General features: G+C 50.1%; 13 protein-coding genes and 1 riboswitch. Of the genes, 9 read left to right on the forward strand and 4 right to left on the reverse strand.

What is annotated here, in order from left to right:
• The first annotated feature begins 40 nt into the window (after positions 1 to 40).
• The 4 genes from MKX70_RS23755 to MKX70_RS23770 all read left to right on the forward strand — a co-directional run bounded on the left by MKX70_RS23755 (position 41) and on the right by MKX70_RS23770 (position 5,263).
• Positions 41 to 724, forward strand: a complete 684-nt coding sequence (locus MKX70_RS23755) for a response regulator transcription factor (RefSeq protein ID WP_340840907.1) — start codon at positions 41 to 43, stop codon at positions 722 to 724.
• The gene (locus MKX70_RS23760; RefSeq protein ID WP_340840908.1) at positions 724 to 2,004 is read left to right on the forward strand and encodes a HAMP domain-containing sensor histidine kinase; all 1,281 of its coding nucleotides are present in this window, start codon (positions 724 to 726) and stop codon (positions 2,002 to 2,004) included. Before MKX70_RS23755 ends, MKX70_RS23760 begins: the two co-directional genes overlap by 1 nt.
• Positions 2,005 to 2,144: 140 nt before the next feature.
• Positions 2,145 to 2,918 (forward strand): ABC transporter ATP-binding protein, encoded by a 774-nt coding sequence (locus tag MKX70_RS23765; RefSeq protein WP_340840910.1) that lies wholly within the window; start codon positions 2,145 to 2,147, stop codon positions 2,916 to 2,918.
• 2 nt (positions 2,919 to 2,920) lie between these two features.
• Entirely contained in the window at positions 2,921 to 5,263 is a 2,343-nt protein-coding gene (locus MKX70_RS23770) for an ABC transporter permease (protein WP_340840911.1), read from the forward strand.
• A 24-nt stretch (positions 5,264 to 5,287) separates the two neighbouring features.
• Here the strand turns inward: MKX70_RS23770 and MKX70_RS23775 are convergent, their stop codons facing one another.
• The 3 genes from MKX70_RS23775 to MKX70_RS23785 form a co-directional block, all read right to left on the reverse strand.
• Positions 5,288 to 6,253, reverse strand: a complete 966-nt coding sequence (locus MKX70_RS23775; RefSeq protein WP_340841691.1) for a DMT family transporter — start codon at positions 6,251 to 6,253, stop codon at positions 5,288 to 5,290.
• Positions 6,254 to 6,339: 86 nt separating this feature from the next.
• A riboswitch (purine riboswitch) is annotated at positions 6,340 to 6,449 on the reverse strand.
• Positions 6,450 to 6,519: 70 nt separating this feature from the next.
• Positions 6,520 to 8,631: a M56 family metallopeptidase gene (locus MKX70_RS23780; protein ID WP_340840912.1), complete on the reverse strand. Its 2,112-nt coding sequence runs from the start codon at positions 8,629 to 8,631 to the stop codon at positions 6,520 to 6,522.
• A gap of 2 nt (positions 8,632 to 8,633) precedes the next feature.
• On the reverse strand, positions 8,634 to 8,996 hold the full coding sequence (locus tag MKX70_RS23785) for a BlaI/MecI/CopY family transcriptional regulator (RefSeq protein WP_340840913.1): 363 nt from the start codon (positions 8,994 to 8,996) through the stop codon (positions 8,634 to 8,636).
• A gap of 208 nt (positions 8,997 to 9,204) precedes the next feature.
• On the opposite strand from MKX70_RS23785, the gene MKX70_RS23790 reads away from it, so the two are divergent.
• From MKX70_RS23790 to MKX70_RS23800, 3 genes are read left to right on the forward strand one after another with little or no spacing between them, the layout of a single operon-like run.
• Positions 9,205 to 9,954, forward strand: a complete 750-nt coding sequence (locus tag MKX70_RS23790; protein ID WP_340840915.1) for a hypothetical protein — start codon at positions 9,205 to 9,207, stop codon at positions 9,952 to 9,954.
• Between the two features lie 27 nt (positions 9,955 to 9,981).
• Positions 9,982 to 11,670 (forward strand): vWA domain-containing protein, encoded by a 1,689-nt coding sequence (locus MKX70_RS23795; protein WP_340840918.1) that lies wholly within the window; start codon positions 9,982 to 9,984, stop codon positions 11,668 to 11,670.
• Positions 11,671 to 11,697: 27 nt separating this feature from the next.
• The gene (locus tag MKX70_RS23800) at positions 11,698 to 12,837 is read left to right on the forward strand and encodes a toxic anion resistance protein (protein WP_340786984.1); all 1,140 of its coding nucleotides are present in this window, start codon (positions 11,698 to 11,700) and stop codon (positions 12,835 to 12,837) included.
• Positions 12,838 to 13,010: 173 nt separating this feature from the next.
• Here MKX70_RS23800 and MKX70_RS23805 read toward each other — a convergent pair whose 3' ends face one another.
• Positions 13,011 to 13,937: an AraC family transcriptional regulator gene (locus MKX70_RS23805; RefSeq protein WP_052416349.1), complete on the reverse strand. Its 927-nt coding sequence runs from the start codon at positions 13,935 to 13,937 to the stop codon at positions 13,011 to 13,013.
• Between the two features lie 161 nt (positions 13,938 to 14,098).
• On the opposite strand from MKX70_RS23805, the gene MKX70_RS23810 reads away from it, so the two are divergent.
• Together MKX70_RS23810 and MKX70_RS23815 are read left to right on the forward strand one after the other, a co-directional pair.
• Positions 14,099 to 15,229, forward strand: a complete 1,131-nt coding sequence (locus tag MKX70_RS23810; RefSeq protein WP_340840920.1) for a serine hydrolase domain-containing protein — start codon at positions 14,099 to 14,101, stop codon at positions 15,227 to 15,229.
• Between the two features lie 95 nt (positions 15,230 to 15,324).
• Positions 15,325 to 16,170, forward strand: a complete 846-nt coding sequence (locus MKX70_RS23815; protein WP_042236027.1) for an ornithine carbamoyltransferase — start codon at positions 15,325 to 15,327, stop codon at positions 16,168 to 16,170.
• Positions 16,171 to 16,207: the final 37 nt, after the last annotated feature.

Here is a 16,207-nt window from a genome sequence, read left to right on the forward strand (position 1 = left end):
TAGAATTGAAACCTATATTTATCGGATCGGGGACAGATACATGCGATACGACTGTTTAATTGTAGATGATGAAGTGGAGCTGGCGGAAACGACCAGTGAGTATTTCAATCTGTTCGATGTCTCGACGGCCTATGTAACTAGTGCGGGTGCCTGCCGGGAATTCATCCAGGAGCACACTGTCTCCCTTATTCTGCTGGATATCAATCTTGGCGGGGAATCGGGCTTCCAGCTATGCAAAGAGCTGAGGCAGATTACGGACATCCCCATTCTGTTCATCAGCGCCCGCTCCAGCGAGGACGATGTTCTGATTGCGCTGGATATCGGCGGGGATGATTATATTCACAAACCTTATACACTGCGGGTCATGCTGGCCAAAGCGAAGGCGGTACTCAAACGTTACGGCAGCGAGAACCCGGACGAACCTGCATTACTCCAGGCCGGACCCTTACAGATTGATCCCGGACTGAGACGGGTCCAGCTGAACGGTGTGCCGCTCAAATTGAAGACGATGGAATACAAATTAATCAGCTACCTTATTCTGCATAAAAACCGGGTCATCCCCAAGGAAGAGCTGTTCACGGCGGTCTGGGGTGAGGCCCTTACAGGTGACGGCACATTGAATGTACATATCCGCCATCTGCGCGAGAAGATTGAACAGAATCCCAATCAGCCCCGGTATATCAAGACGGTATGGGGCATCGGTTATGCCTTCGAGGATCAATAATGATGTCCAGAAAACTGCTGCTTGCCCTGCTGCTGGTTGTTCTGTGTACTTGTGCAGCTTATCTGCTTCTGCTGGCGAATATTAGGGATAGAGAATCCACGGATAGAGTGGATAGAGTGGCTATCAACAGCATCGTGAAGCTTACTGAACAGAACTGGGGAGCGGTCCGGGGGAATATCTATCCCGAGTCCCCGTATGACTTCGCTGTTGTGGATTCCTCAGATACACTCTTATACCAGTCAGCAGCCGGAATTGCAGACTCGGTGAATGAAGCTATTAATCATCGCGATACGCTGATTGATGTAACTGTTCAAGACCAGACTGTTGGCAAAGTGATAATTCATAACAACTACAGCGCAGTCTTGTCCCGGCTCAAGCTGAACTTCACCCTTGTCACTGCTGCCTCGCTTCTGCTGCTGATCCTGCTCTGTCTGGCGTATATCCTTTACCTGAACCGGATGATCTTCCGCCCTTTCCGCCAAATGCAGCGTTTCGCCAAGCATATCGCCAAAGGCGAGCTGGATATTCCGCTGGAAATGGACCAGAGCAATATGTTCGGTGCCTTTACCGAAAGCTTTGATCTGATGCGCGAAGAGCTGGCGGCGGCAAGACATAATGAATATCTGGCTAACAAAAGTAAACAAGAACTGGTCGCCAGCCTCAGCCATGACATCAAGACACCTGTATCCTCGATCAAGGCCATCACCGAGCTGATGATCTTAAGCGCGGACAATGACAAAGTCAGCCGGCAGCTGAACTCGCTGTACGCCAAAGCCGACCAGATTGATCATCTTGTAACGGATATGTTCCATGCCACAATGGAGGAACTCAATGAATTGCAGGTAAACATAACCGAAGAGCCCAGCACTTTGCTAGATGTTTTAATAGAAAACGCCAATTATTATGAACAGATCACAGCTGCGCCTATCCCCGAATGTCTCCTGAGCACGGATCCCCTGCGCCTGCAGCAGGTGATTGATAATGTCGTGAATAATTCCAATAAATATGCCGGAACGCCCATTGATGTTGCCTTTGAAATCGTCGAAGGCTTCCTGGTGATGCAATTCAACGACTATGGACCTGGTGTTTCCGGGGACGAGCTGCCGCTGCTCTTCAACAAATTCTACCGGGGCAGCCGGGCTGTATATCAGAGCGGTTCCGGACTGGGGCTGTATATCTCCCGGTATCTGATGCGCAAGATGCATGGAGATATCGTGTGCTATAGCAACGGAAACGGTTTCACGGTAAAGCTGCTCATTCCGCTGGCCGGAAAGAATTAAGAATCTGCTAAGCTTCGCGCAAAGACATGTTAAGAATATTCACCGTAGAATAAAACTGTAGCTGTATATAAAGGCTGCAGCCATTATGGGATGCCGGCAGGTGCCCATTAATGAGTATGACCTAAATGGAGAGTCTTGCCATGAGTGAACCATCCAAACCAGTATTGATGCAAACCAAAAAGCTGTGTAAAACCTTCTCGAACGGAGGTGTTCAGCAGCATGTCCTGAAGAATCTCGATCTGACACTGTACAAGGGTGATTTCACAGTCATCATGGGCAGCTCCGGTTCAGGCAAATCTACCCTGCTCTATGCAATCTCCGGGATGGACAAACCGACGCTCGGGGAGATTCTTTTTGAGGAACAGGATATTACCGGCCTCAGCAATGATCAGCTGGCTGTGTTCCGGCGGAAACATTGCGGATTTGTCTTCCAGCAGATTCATCTGCTCGATACCATGAGTGTGCTCGATAATGTGCTGTCCAGTGCTTATCTGGTGCAAAAGGACAGGAACGCGGCGGTAAACCGGGCCAAACAGCTGCTCACTGAAGTGGGCCTGGATGCTACCAAGTGGATGAAGTTTCCGGCACAGCTGTCGGGCGGAGAGGCTCAGCGGGCCGGGATCGTCCGGGCTTTGATTAATACGCCTACCGCCTTGTTCGCCGATGAACCTACCGGAGCGCTTAACAGTGCAGCAGGCGCGAGTGTCCTTGGCGTCCTGACGGAGATGAATGCGCGCGGGCAGAGCATCATTCTGGTCACCCATGATCTCAAGACTGCTCTGCGCGGCAACCGAATACTCTATCTGCGGGACGGCGTGATGGTTGGCGAATTGCAGCTCTCTTCCTACAGCGGGGCTAACGGGCCGGAGCGGCAGGAGCAAGTACAGTCTTTTTTAGCGGATTTGGGGTGGTAAGGATGCACAGTGTTCAAGGAAAACTGGCCTGGTCCAATATTCGCAAGCGGAAAAGCTCCACTGCCGCGCTCTTTCTGCTCATTCTGCTGGCCGTTCTGCTGCTGTACACCGGAGTCTCGGTGGTACTGAAGCTGGGTTCTTTTCAGGAACAAAAAATGACGGAGCTTAAAACACCGGACGTAATCTCTTATTTCGCGACGGATGAACATCTCAAGGAATATGAGGCTCTGCTGGACAGTTATCCGTATACCGCCATGTGGGAGATGGAGCCCGCACTCCTGCTGTCTGACGTTACTATGAAGTATGGACCAAACGATATTACTACCGGATTGTTAATTCTGAATGCAGATCAGCAGCGGACCTTGGCTCCCTTCCGAACCATCTCTCCGGTCCATTCAGACGGCTCTAATCTGATCTATCTGTCCTATGTATTCCATGTCGGTGCAGGCTATAACGCTGGTGACAGCCTATCCTTCACTTACGGGAACCAGGTCTATACCTACAAGATTGGCGGGTTTATAGAGGAGCCATTGATAGGAACGCTTAGCAACGGTGCGCCTAAAGTGTTTATGCTGGGCAGTACCTACCGGGAGCTGGCTGAACGTACCGGTCAAACCGCAAAGTACAGCTTCCTCTCTGCGGCTGTAACTAATCCTGACAAAGCGGAGAAGCTCTGGCAATTGTTAAGGGAGCAACTGTCCGCTTCAGGAACAAGCGCAACCTATGTTGTAATGAGTGCGCAGACGGGCATATCCGGAAATCTGGTGTTTGTCAATTTCCTGACAGCGATCCTGCTTGTCTTCGCTCTTATCATGGTGGTCATCTCACTGATAGTTATCCGCTCCCAGATTCTTGAGCATATTGAAGACCATATGCAGAATATTGGCGTACTGAAAGCAAATGGCTATACCTCCTGGCAGGTGATCACAGCACTTCTGTTACAGTTTGCCTGGATATCCGTTGCCGCCGCAGTCCCGGGCATAGCTGCTGCCGGAGCCGTCATGCCTTATGCCGGCAATCTGATCTCCTCTTCCATCGGATTAATCTGGCCCGCGTCCTTTGACATACTCGCCGCTGTACTCAGCATGCTGTTCATCATGGGTATGGTTATGCTGGTCACCTTTATGTCCAGCAGGCGGATCAGAGACATCACACCCATCGCTGCGCTGCAGAGCGGATTTCTGAACCATAATTTCAAAAAAAACCGCATGCCGCTGGAACACTCTCCGCTTGGCCTGCAGTTTGCTTTGGGACTTAAAACCTTACTCCGGCAAACCAAGCAGAACCTGATGATTCTGCTCATTGTCGCGGGGTTAACCTTTTCCAGTATCGCCTGCTCTATTCTGAATTACAACTTCACAGGTGACACGAACGCCGTTCTTCAGCTTGTGGGTTTAGAACAAAGCACCTTTCAAATCGTACTGAACAGGGGAAAGCTTCAGCCCGAACGGATTGCCCAGGTGAAAAGCTTAGAGGGCGTACGCAAAACCTCCCTCCTGGGCAGCCTCGCAGCTTCTGTTCAAGATACCAGCATTACGCTGAAGGTATCCGATGATTTCGATACCATGGAGACGCAGACGGTGTACAAAGGCAGACCGCCGATCTATGACAATGAGATTGCTGTTTCCGGAATCATTGCGCGGCAGGAAGGAAAAACCATCGGCGATGAAATTGAGGTCAGCACAAACGGGGTATCCGGCAAATACCTGATCTGCGGGCTCAGCCAGCAAATCAATCAGCTGGGAATGGTAGCGACCATGACGGAGACAGGTCTGAGGCGGCTGCTTCCGGATTACACCCTTACTACACTCAATGTATATCTAAACGAGGGAGCTGATCCTAACATATTTACTCAGGATCTTGAGCGTAACTTCCCCGGCCAATGGTCGGCAACCAATGTGGAGGAGATGCTGCAAGGGACGCTCGGCACGTTCACTTCAGCCATTACCTCCATGACAACAGTCATAACGGTGGTAACAATTATTGTAGTCACACTGATTCTGTATCTGGTCATAAAAACCCTGATTCTGAAGCGCAAACGGGAATTCGGAATTCTGAAAGGGCTGGGATATACCACCTTTAATCTGATTACACAAATCACCTTCAGCCTGCTTCCGGTAGTAGCTCTTGGAGTACTTGCCGGAAGTCTGCTGGGGTACTTTTACTCTGATACCGTGTTCGAAATGCTTCTCTCGAGTCTCGGAATTTTCAATATTCAATTCGCGGCAAATTTGCCGCAGATTCTGTTACTGGGTATTGCTATTCTCGCAGCAGCTTTTATTGTAACCCTGTTAGTCTCATTGAGAATCCGCAAGATCAGTGTATACGGTCTGATTACGGAGTAGAATTAGCCTTGGCTGAATAAGAACTTAAACGGATGTTGAAGTTACGGACCGGGAATTTCTCCAACGCAGCTTATACAGCTCCGGCAGTACGACTCCGATCAGCACCAGAATCACTCCGGTCCACTGCAAGCCGCTCACATGCTCATGCAGTACGAACGAGGACAGCAGCACGGCAACCGGCAGTTCAGCGGCACCCAGGATACCAGCCATGCCTCCCCCGATATGCGGAACACCGATGGCGAACAGGACTGGCGGAATAAAGGCGCCGAACAATCCCAGCAGGAAGCCGAACAACAGCAGCTGACTCCACAGCAAACCGTTAAACAGGAAGTATGGCGGGAACAGGATGAACAGCAGCAGCAGGCCGCCGGTAACCATCCAGGCGCTACGGTAGGCCGGATGCGCAGCCGGAACGGCTTTGCCGCTGAAGATAATAAACATGGAGTAGCTTACCGCAGATAACAGCCCGAGCATAAGCCCGAGTGCGTTAAACTCGGCAGCTCCCTGATTCAGAATTCCGGCTGCCAGCAGCGTCCCCCCGAACAGCAGGATCAAGGTCAGCACGGTGATCTTATCGGGGCGCTGACGTTTGCTTACAGCCTGGATCAGCACACTGATCCAGGTGAACTGGAACAGAAGAATAATCGCGAGCGACGCCGGAATATACCGGAGGGACTGGTAGTACAGCAGACCGGTAACCACTGTTGGCGCACCGGCGAGCATTAGCAGCAATCTGTGCTTCCAGGCCAGCTTCATGGCTGGTGCCTGGCTGACAGCAGCCGCGGCCGCAGTATTAGTACGGCTGCGCTGTTTGCGATTCTCTCTAACCTTGGTATATAAGGCCAGCAGCCAGGCGAGAATGCAGCCGGTCAGCAGCTGCGTACCAACGACTTCACCCAGCTTATAGCCTTCTCCGTATGCTAATACGACGATTGTGGATAAAATGCCGTAGCTCATAGCGCCTATGAGCACGGAGATTAAGTATTTCATATCTTTCATTTCAATTATGCCTCCTGAATCTCTGTTGTGTCGGCCGCAACACGCAAATAATCCTAACTCCGGGATAGGGACCTGTGTAACAAAGTCCTTATCATCGTAGTTAGGAAGAGTAGGCTTCCTGTAGAAACCCTCGCCCTGATGTACCTGATGGCTGCGAGGTTATACGAGAACAATATGTAATTATCGGGTTGACGACTGTTCATATGTTACACGTCAAGTGAGCTGGCGTCAACCCTAAATTCTTAAAATTTGTGGAGTTACGGGACATAGACCTCTGTGACGGTATTAACCGTGTTATTGCTTACCGTAATCATACAAGGAGGGGCGAAGCCGGTAAACTGCTCAGAATACGCAATAAACTCCGCTTTGCTGACGCTTTGGAGCGATCCGGGATTCACACGGTCTATCAGCTTATACTCCGTTTCCGCCGTGACAGTGTAGAGATCGTTAATCGTATATTTGTTGAGGATATAGAATCCTCCCGGCAGATCCTCCTCCGTGATACCCAGGGCGGCAAAACGTTCAGAATCTTCAAGCGTCAGCCACTCCACCTGATCCAAATTCAATGTGTCGCTGTCCATGGCAAGACCTGTAACGTAACCAAGGAAGCTGCTAACAGGTGTAATTGCAAAATCTGCGGCAGTTGCCTCATAATCTACTACAAGATTGTCTCTGGATACCGGCTGGCCCAGTTCAGTTCTGATATATTGAACCGCCACCTGAAGCGGGTCAAGCCATGCCTGTTCCGTCCCCGCATCAGCTCCCGCCTGCAGGCTGGCATAGTATGCAGCCAGAGTCTCTTCCGTCTCCGGTGTTTCGTAATACTCATTGCCGCGCGTATCCATCCAGCGTTCGACGGTCCAGATACCTTGCTCTCCCTGCTTCACCGGCTGGGATAATAACAGCTGGCTGGTCTCACCAGTGGTCATAATAAATTTGACCAGGATATGATTGCCGCTGAATGTCTCATGCGGAAGCATGCCTTTCTCTTCAAAGAACTTGCGGAGAACTGTTTCCTGACCGGCCGGCCGGGACATGTCGTTCTCCCCGCTCCTGATCTCCCCCAGATACTCCGGTATAGAATCCTGATAGGAGAATACAAGTATCGGCTTGCCCATACTCCCGTCTTCGGTAAGCATGCCGTCTTCTATATTTATATTTCCCAGCTGCATTAATTTGTCTGCATCATCCGGCTTCAGCCTGTATTCCATTGCCCAGAGCTGTACACGCGTATCCAGCAGGTGATCGAATTCACCGATTCTCTCAAATGTAGTGATGGTGCTATCCTCAAAAGTTAGATCCGGCACCGCCCTTTGATAGGACGCAATATTTGCCTCAATGTATTGTTCTGCGTAATCCCTTTCTGTCATTTCAACCTGCTGTCTGGGGTTGCCAAGCAGCCCCACGCTGATCGCGGCGATTCCGGCAATACAGAGCAGGACTACCCAGAATGCGGGTTTGCGGTAATGTAAAATATTTCGGATCCGTCCTTTCGTACCACTCTCTCCAAAAGCAAGCGGCGAGCCGTTGGTAAAACGTCTCCCTGTTGACAAAGCTAACAGCGAGAGCGAATAATCCTGCTTGATTCCGCTGCCCAGCTGCCGGATCACACTCTCATCACAGGATTTCTCCATATCCTCGCTCATCAGGAAGAATGCGAGCCAGACCAGCGGATTAAACCAGTGGATACAGAGAACAACACATGCCAGCGGCTTAATGATATGGTCAAATCTGCGGATATGCACCTGCTCATGCTTGATGATATAAGCCCGCTCCTGATCACGCAGACCGGGGGGGAGATAAATCCGCGGCCTCAACATACCCGAGACAAACGGGGTTGAGATCCATCTGGTTTCATAGATATTACCGGATAGGAGCTTTGCGCTCTCCAGCCTGCGTTTCAGGCGGACTGTGGCAATCAGGCTGTGGAGAAGCATTACACCAATCCCGGTAAGCCAAATATACAGCGCAGTCTGGGCCCATGGATTACCGGAAGCCGTGCTGTCTGCAGGTTGAGCAGAAGCAGCTGACTGTGATACTGCATTCTCAGGCTGCAGGCTGACGGTTGCGGTATAACCCGCCTCCGGTAACTGCAGGGATTGAGCGGGCTGGGGCTCTGGCAGGCTTGCCCCTGCAGCAGCTTGGTAAGCCGTCAATTTCAATGAAATCTGTTGCGCTTCAGGTGGTATAAGACTGACGGCACTCTCGAAAGAAAACGGGCAGATCAGCCGAAACAAGACTATGGACCATAATGCATAGGAATAGATCTTGGGAACCCTGCGGAGCATCAGCCGCATAAGGATTACAATTACAATACAGTAGCTGCCTGTAATAGTCATCTTCATCAGGTGTTCCAACAGCTGATCCACGGCTATTCCTCCTTATGCTCCTTGATTAGCTTCACAAAGGCATCTACTTCGCTGTCACTAAGCTTCCGGCTTCTGGTGAACGCCGCCAGAAACCTGGGCAAGGAGCCCTCGAAGGTCTCCTCCACGAACTGCTTGCTCTGTTCGGCGTAGAAATCCTCTTTATTCAGAATTGCCGTAACTATGCCATTCCGGTTCTCACATATGCCTTTGCTCTCCAAACGCTTCAACATCGTATACGTTGTTGATTTCTTCCAGTTCAGTTCAGTCTCGCACAGCTTCACGAGATCGCCTGAAGGAATAGGCTCATGGCTCCAGATCAAATCTGCGAATTTGGACTCCATATCCGTTAATGCATTTTTCCTCAAGTTATTCAGCCCTTTCGGTCTACAAGTTGTAGACTCAACTGAACTCAGTTTACAACTTGTAGACCGGAATGTCCAGAAGTTAAGCTGCCTTGTTCATGACTGATAGTTCACAAATGCATATTGTCCCCCATTATTAACAGACCCTGCACAGTATTTCTCACCATTTACGAATCAAAAGGAGCAGTAGCTAAATATACTCTTGGAGGGGGTGTTAATCCTGAATAGTTCCGGACTCGTTAAGCTGCTGGGCGTAATTGCCGGAGTCGTCATTCTGAACATTGCTATCTTATCGCCAGGATTACTCGGAGTAGCCATCGGCGGGTCCAGTGCTCTTGAAACTGCAGCAGGGGTGACCCTGCTGGTTGTCAGCCTGCTGATTGTGCTCTACGGGAGTTATACCCTGCTCTTCAAACGGGCAATTATTCCCGCTGTCCCCTCTCTCGATTCACGGGAAGACTATATAGCTGAACTTAACCGCTACCGTAATGTGAGGGTACTGAAAGAGGATGTCGCCCTGGCCCTGGATCAGCTGGAGCGGATGGATAAGAAGAAGCTGACGCTGTTGAATGTTCTTGCCGGGCGTTTCGAGCGGTCAGAGCTCAGTTTCCGGAAGTTCCACACGGTGATTCAAGACGTTGAGAAGCTCCTATACCTGAATATCCGCAGTATCTTGAACAAGCTAAGCGTATTCGATGCCGCCGAGTTCACGCAATTTACGGGCAAAATCAACTCCGGCAGATTCACAAGTACATTCATCCAGAAGAAGAACGCCTTGTTCAACGAATATTTCACCCATGTCAAAGGCTGTCTGGCAGCAAATGAAGAGATACTGCTGAAGCTGGACCAGCTGCTGCTGGAGATCTCCCAGCTCGGAAGTGCTGATTATGATGCCGCTCTGGAAATGCCCTGCATGCAGGAGCTGACCGCCCTGATCGGGCAGACGAAACTCTATCAATAGTGAATCAGTAGGGAAAGGAAGATGATTATGGCCAGGAAAAGCAAAACATTCATCGTTCTGGGCCTCATTGCCGTGTCCGTCTTTGCGCTTGTCTACTTCGGAATCAGCCTGACCGCGAACATGGGCAAATCCAAGACAGAGATCTCTGCAGAAGATGCTGATAAAAAGCTGAACAGGATCTATAAAGATATTAACGTGAGCAGTACCGCACCTGTAAAAGGGCAAATTGATCTTGATCCGGCAGCAGTCGGCGATTCATTGCCCGAGATCTCCAAATTCCCGCTTTCTGTGAATAGTACAACGGACAGCTACGCCGAAATATTCTCCTCGACCGAGAAATCCGGCACCGGCAACGACGGCTGGCTGAATGAAGTGGCCAATGACTTCAACGCTGCGGGTATCCTCGTGGACGGCAAGCACGTCTCTGTCAGCATCCGTAATATCGCTTCGGGTACAGCCGCGGATTATATCCGGTCCGGCAAATATGTGCCAGACGCCTACACTCCGTCCAATGAGCTATGGGGTGAAATGGTCAAGGCAAGCGGCGTCTCTGCAGAACTTGTATCTGAGCGGCTGGCCGGCAATGTAGCCGGGGTGGTCATGAGCAAGCAGAAATATGATCAGCTGGTCGGCAAATACGGCTCGATTAATGTGAAGACGATCACCGATGCCATTGCAGCGAATGAGCTCGCGATGGGCTACACTGATCCTTTTGCCAGCTCCACGGGATTGAATTTCCTCGTGACTGCACTGGGCACGTTCGACAGTACGGATCTGCTGGGGGACAAGGCGGTTCAAGGCTTTGAGAAGTTCCAGGCGAATGTGCCTTTCATTGCCTCCACTACCCTGCAGATGCGGGATGCGGCGAAGTCGGGCATGCTGGATGCCTTTGTGCTGGAATATCAGACATATGTCAATGCGGCGGATCTGACAAGCGGGTATGTGTTTACCCCCTTCGGGGTACGGCATGACAGTCCGCTCTATGCACTGGGTGATTTGCCAGAAGAGAAGCTGGAGATTATACGCAAGTTCGCCGAATTTGCCGTGCAGGACAAAACCCAGACAGCAGCCTCGGACAGAGGCTTTAACGGTCTGAATGATTACAAGTCCGAGCTGGCTCCGGTGAACGGCTCCCTCCTCTCCTCAGCCCAGAAGCTATGGAAGGAGAAAAAAGACGGCAGCAAACCGATTGCCGCAGTATTCGTAGCTGATGTATCGGGCAGCATGGCCGGGGAACCGCTGAACCGGCTCAAGGAATCGCTGCTGAAGGGCCAGAAGTTTCTGGGCAAGGACAACAGCATCGGATTTGTCTCCTACTCCAGTGATGTGACGATTAATCTGCCGATCGGCAAATACGACACCAATCAGCAGTCCATGTTCGTTGGGGCGATCAATAGCCTGCAGGCTGCCGGAGGAACGGCTACTTTTGACGGAATGGTCGTTGCCATGAAGATGCTGAAAGAGGAACTCACGCTGCATCCGGAGATGAAACCGCTGATCTTCGTGCTTAGTGACGGGGAAACGAATGAAGGACATTCATTGGATGAGATCAGAGGATTGATTGAGAGCTACAAAATCCCCGTATATACAATTGGATATAACGCCAACATCAAGGCACTCGAGAGCATTTCAAGCATCAACGAGGCGGCAAATATCAATGCAGATACTGAAGATGTGGTCTACAAAATCGGCAATCTGCTCAATGTACAAATGTAAGTCCCATATTCCCGAAGGAGGGTTCCCATGTCATTCTCAATGGAAATTCCCAGCCCTGAGAAGCTGAAAGAGGCCGTCGAAGAGCAGGTTCAGCCGGAGCCGGAGGAAGTTACGCAGCTGAAGGAACAGGCGGTCAATAATGTATCCAATATTCTTGCACTGGATTTCGATTCACTGGAGAAACGCAAATCAGTGTTGCAGTCGATTGACAGCTTCGGGATGGGCACCATGCGCTCCTCTTCTGAGAAGAATTCACTCCTTCAGGTATCTGTAGGTAATCTATCCAAGACCGGTGATGAAGGCGGCCAGGTCGCCAGGGGATTAACAGAGCTGCATCTGCAGCTGAAGGATCTGGACCCGAGTGCAGTTGATTTCGCCAAAAACGGCTTCCTGGGCAAGTTCTTCCATCCCCTGCGCAATTACTTCGCCAAATACCAGAAGGCGGATAGTGTCATCTCCGATATCATTCTGTCTCTGGATAAAGGCAAAAGCGTGCTGAAAAATGACAATACCACCTTAGAGATTGAGCAGCAGACTCTGCGGGAGCTGACTAAACGGCTTAAAAAGGAAATTCAGCTCGGCATCCTCATGGATCAGGAGATCGAGACGCAGATTGAGGCGGCTAAGCAGCGCAGTGAAGACGAGGATAAAATCCGGTTCATCACCGAAGAAGTACTCTTCCCTCTGCGCCAGCGGGTTATGGACCTGCAGCAGATGCTGGTGGTGAATCAACAGGGGATCATGGCCATTGAAGTCGTAATACGTAACAACAAAGAGCTGATCCGCGGTGTGGACAGAGCACGGAATGTTACGGTATCTGCGCTCAAAATATCGGTTACGGTCGCAAGTGCCTTATACAATCAGAAGATCGTGCTCAAAAAGATCGAGCTGCTGAACCAGACCACCAACAACCTGATCAGCGGCACCTCCAAAATGTTGAAGGACCAAGGCGCGGCCATTCACAAGCAATCGCTCGAAACCAGTATTTCCGCTGACACCTTGAAGCAAGCGTTCACGGATGTCCTGTCTGCACTCGATTCTATCAGCACCTACAAGCAGGAAGCCCTCCCCAAGATGCGGGAGACGATCAACCAGTTCCGGGAACTGGCGGATAACGGAGAACAGCAGATCCGGCGGCTGGAAAAAGGCAGTACGCTGGGGTTATAGCACTACTGAGCACTACTGTTGTCAGCATAAAGTAATGGATTGGACTGAGCTCTAAAATCAAAACAGCGGCAGCTTAGGACAGAAAAATAGCGTCCTTGACTGTCGCTGTTTCCATAGATAACGTTATATCCTAGTGTTCACAGACATACGGAATACCGTTATTACGTGTTACCTCAGAAGCCGGCTTCGTTTAGTTTAACAGGGATGCCAAATTCCATTTTCCACTGTCCTGCCTTATGGTCAAGCGAGTTGGATAAGAAAATTTCCAGGGCTGGTCGTGAGACGTCCCATACATACGGGCTTAGAGGAAGCCACTCGGTGGAGACTAAGTGGAGCAAATCTTTCACCTTATCGGGTCTGTCTCTCAGCTGCACTAGGGCGTACTTGCCTCCCGGGATCGTCCGGACGCCTAGATCGCCAGTCGGTGTCATCCGGTGCTCCGTTGTAATGCAAGCATCGTACCTGTGTCTGCCATCCGGTGTAATGTAAGGGTCATCCAGGATGAGTCCGACAGTTAAGCTGTCTTTAGTCAAGGCTTCTCTCGCGGCCAACCACGAGGTTACATGCTCAAAGAGCCCTGTAATATCCGAATTAATCCTTCCTTCATTGATAGTCCCCCTATATCGGGCATAGATCGTATTCATCGGAGCGAGGCTCCGAATCTCGATCGGGAGCTCTGCCAGCTTGCAGGACAGATCGGTGGACTTTTCCAAGGTGACTTTAGCCCTAAACCGTTCGGCGATCGTCCGCAGGCGAAATCTGTCCCGGTATTCAGAAGCGCTGAGCCCGGTATGCTTGCGGAATACTCTGCAAAAATGGGCCTGAGTTTGCAGACCACAATCCAAAGCGATCTCAGTGATGCTTCTACCTGGATGAAACAATAACAGCTTGATTGCCTTCTCGATGCGGATCCGCTGGATAAACCCGTGCACGTTCTCATCCATCACCGTTTTGAACACCCGATGAAAGTGATAGGGGGAGTAGGCACTCACGTCCGATAATTCTTCAAGGGTTAATGACTCCGTAAGATGCTCTTCCATGTAGTTGACGACATGGTTGATCCTGTACCGGTATTCCAATTCCAAGGCTTTTGCCGCCACTATCCGTTTCCCACCTTTCCTTTATCCCATTCATAGGTTCAGCCTTATTTTTTATTATAGCAAGATTTGTTAATTCGTTAGCAAGAAATTGGAAGACGATACGCGCCCATTACACTACCATAAGGGAGTTCGACTTATAAACTTAAGGGGTGTGTTACGCTGTGAACAAATTATTCAGCTTTGCTAAGCTGGCCATGGTGGCTGGGGCAGTTTGTCTGATCCTTACCACTTCCGCTTGCTCTTCCGAAAAGTCCTCAACCTCTGTGCCATCCCTCAACAGCTCCAAGGTGATTAGCTTGCCTAATGGGGAGTGGCCGATCGGCACTCCAGAGCAGGTAGGGATGGATTCCAAGGAAATCGAGGCAGTGATGCAACAAGCCAAGGAATCGGCGGTTCTCTCCATGCTTGTTGTTAGAGACGGCACAATCGTCTCCGAGTATTACAAGGATGGCATGCCGGATTCTATGCTGGCTGTAAACTCCATCACTAAGAGCGTGACTTCGCTCTTAATCGGGATAGCTATCGACAAAGGCTATCTGAAAGGAATTGATGAGCCGATCGAGGCTTTTTTTCCCGAATATAAGGATTCGTTCGATTCATCAGCTAAGAAATCTATTACCATAGAGCATCTGCTCAGTATGACAAGTGGCTTGCATTTCCCGGAATGGACCGAGTGGAATTATATGCTCAAACCTATGACGGAGACCAAGGACTGGAACCAATTTATACTTAGCCAATCAATGAATGACGCTCCAGGTAGTATTTGGAATTATAATACTGGCGGTTCCCAATTGCTGGCGGCGATTATCAGAAAAACGACTGGAAAATCCGAACTCGATTTTGCCAAGGAATATCTGTTGGGTCCTCTCGACATTAATAGCGTAGAGTGGCCTAGTTCACCTGATGATTCGAATTCAGGTGGTTTCGGACTGAAGATGATGCCAAGGGATCTGGCGAAGATTGGCCAATTGGTGCTTAACCTTGGCATATGGAATGGTGAACGTATTGTATCGGAGGCATGGATCCAGGAATCGACCTCTCCGCATTCGGAGGGAAATGCGAATTTCGGTAATTATGGCTACCATTGGTGGATGAATCAGTACAGCGGGCACAAGGCCATCTTCGGTATGGGTTATGCCGGCCAATATTTGACCCTCGTACCCGACCTTGATCTGGTAATTGTCGTAAACTCGGCTTTCTCCAAGAGTCCCCAGGATACCCTCCTCCCCATTCAGTATATCGGGCGCTTGGTCAAAGCCGTGAGCTCTAATACTATCATTCAACACCAGTAACTTTTTGTCATTAATTGGTTTGTATATCCTTCCGCATTAATGTATATTTATACAGTTACTGTAATGAATATACCCATGTCAAGGAGGATACCACAATGCATTTTCTGGATATAGGCCAGCTCACCGCTGAGCAGATCCTTGAAATATTTGAACTAACCGATCAGCTTCGTTACAGAAGCCCGGAGCCTTTACTTGATGGTAAGACGATGATTCTGTTCTTCCCCGATACCAGTCTGCGGACCCGGATCAGCTTCGAGAAAGGCATCCGGGACCTGGGCGGAGCCTATATCACCTTTCCTCCGGACGCTTTGGATAAGAAGGAATCCCCCGGGGATATGATCCGCTATCTGGAGAACTGGGGGGACGGTATTATCGCCAGATATCCGGAGTTGTCCAAGCTGGAAGAGCTGTCGGCGCACGCTTCGATTCCAGTGATTAATGCCATGACTGCGCACAATCACCCCTGTGAGATTCTGGCTGACCTGTACGCCCTGCGCTCCATCAGAGAGAACTACCGGGAACTGACCTACACCTTCATAGGTCCGGCAGGCAATATATCCAGAAGCTGGATGGAAGCCGCCAAGGCCCTGAACCTCTCATTTAATCATGTATGCACACCTGGAAATGAAATGGGAACAAATACCACCAACTATGCGTTTCACACCAGTCTGGACAGTGTTCTGCCGGAGAGCGACGTTATTCTTACCGATTCGTTGCCCGTAACTTGTCTGACGCAGGAGTATCTTGGTGCCTACCAAATTACCCTTGAGCGGATGAGATGTGCCAAACCGGAGGCAATCTTAAATCCTTGCCCGCCCTTCTTCCGCAATGAGGAAGTAAGTGAAGATGCGATTGCTTCACCTTATTTTGCCGGATTCGGATTCAAGAAAAGTCTGATCTATCTGCAGCAGGCCATTCTTATCTATTGTTTATCCCATTAACTGCAGGATCGGATTGAACCTGTTCATTAAATAAATT

Origin of the sequence: Paenibacillus sp. FSL R7-0312 (assembly GCF_038004445.1) — a bacterium.
In the GTDB taxonomy this organism is placed as follows: Bacteria; Bacillota; Bacilli; order Paenibacillales; family Paenibacillaceae; genus Paenibacillus_AQ.

Bases quoted from the DNA above. Each gene is read 5' to 3' on its own strand.
- MKX70_RS23765 (WP_340840910.1), top strand. From the start codon at position 2,145: ATGAGTGAACCATCCAAACCAGTATTGATGCAAACCAAAAAGCTGTGT.
- MKX70_RS23760 (WP_340840908.1), top strand. From the start codon at position 724: ATGATGTCCAGAAAACTGCTGCTTGCCCTGCTGCTGGTTGTTCTGTGT.
- MKX70_RS23770 (WP_340840911.1), top strand. From the start codon at position 2,921: ATGCACAGTGTTCAAGGAAAACTGGCCTGGTCCAATATTCGCAAGCGG.
- MKX70_RS23815 (WP_042236027.1), top strand. From the start codon at position 15,325: ATGCATTTTCTGGATATAGGCCAGCTCACCGCTGAGCAGATCCTTGAA.
- MKX70_RS23795 (WP_340840918.1), top strand. From the start codon at position 9,982: ATGGCCAGGAAAAGCAAAACATTCATCGTTCTGGGCCTCATTGCCGTG.
- MKX70_RS23775 (WP_340841691.1), bottom strand. From the start codon at position 6,253: ATGAAATACTTAATCTCCGTGCTCATAGGCGCTATGAGCTACGGCATT.
- MKX70_RS23755 (WP_340840907.1), top strand. From the start codon at position 41: ATGCGATACGACTGTTTAATTGTAGATGATGAAGTGGAGCTGGCGGAA.
- MKX70_RS23800 (WP_340786984.1), top strand. From the start codon at position 11,698: ATGTCATTCTCAATGGAAATTCCCAGCCCTGAGAAGCTGAAAGAGGCC.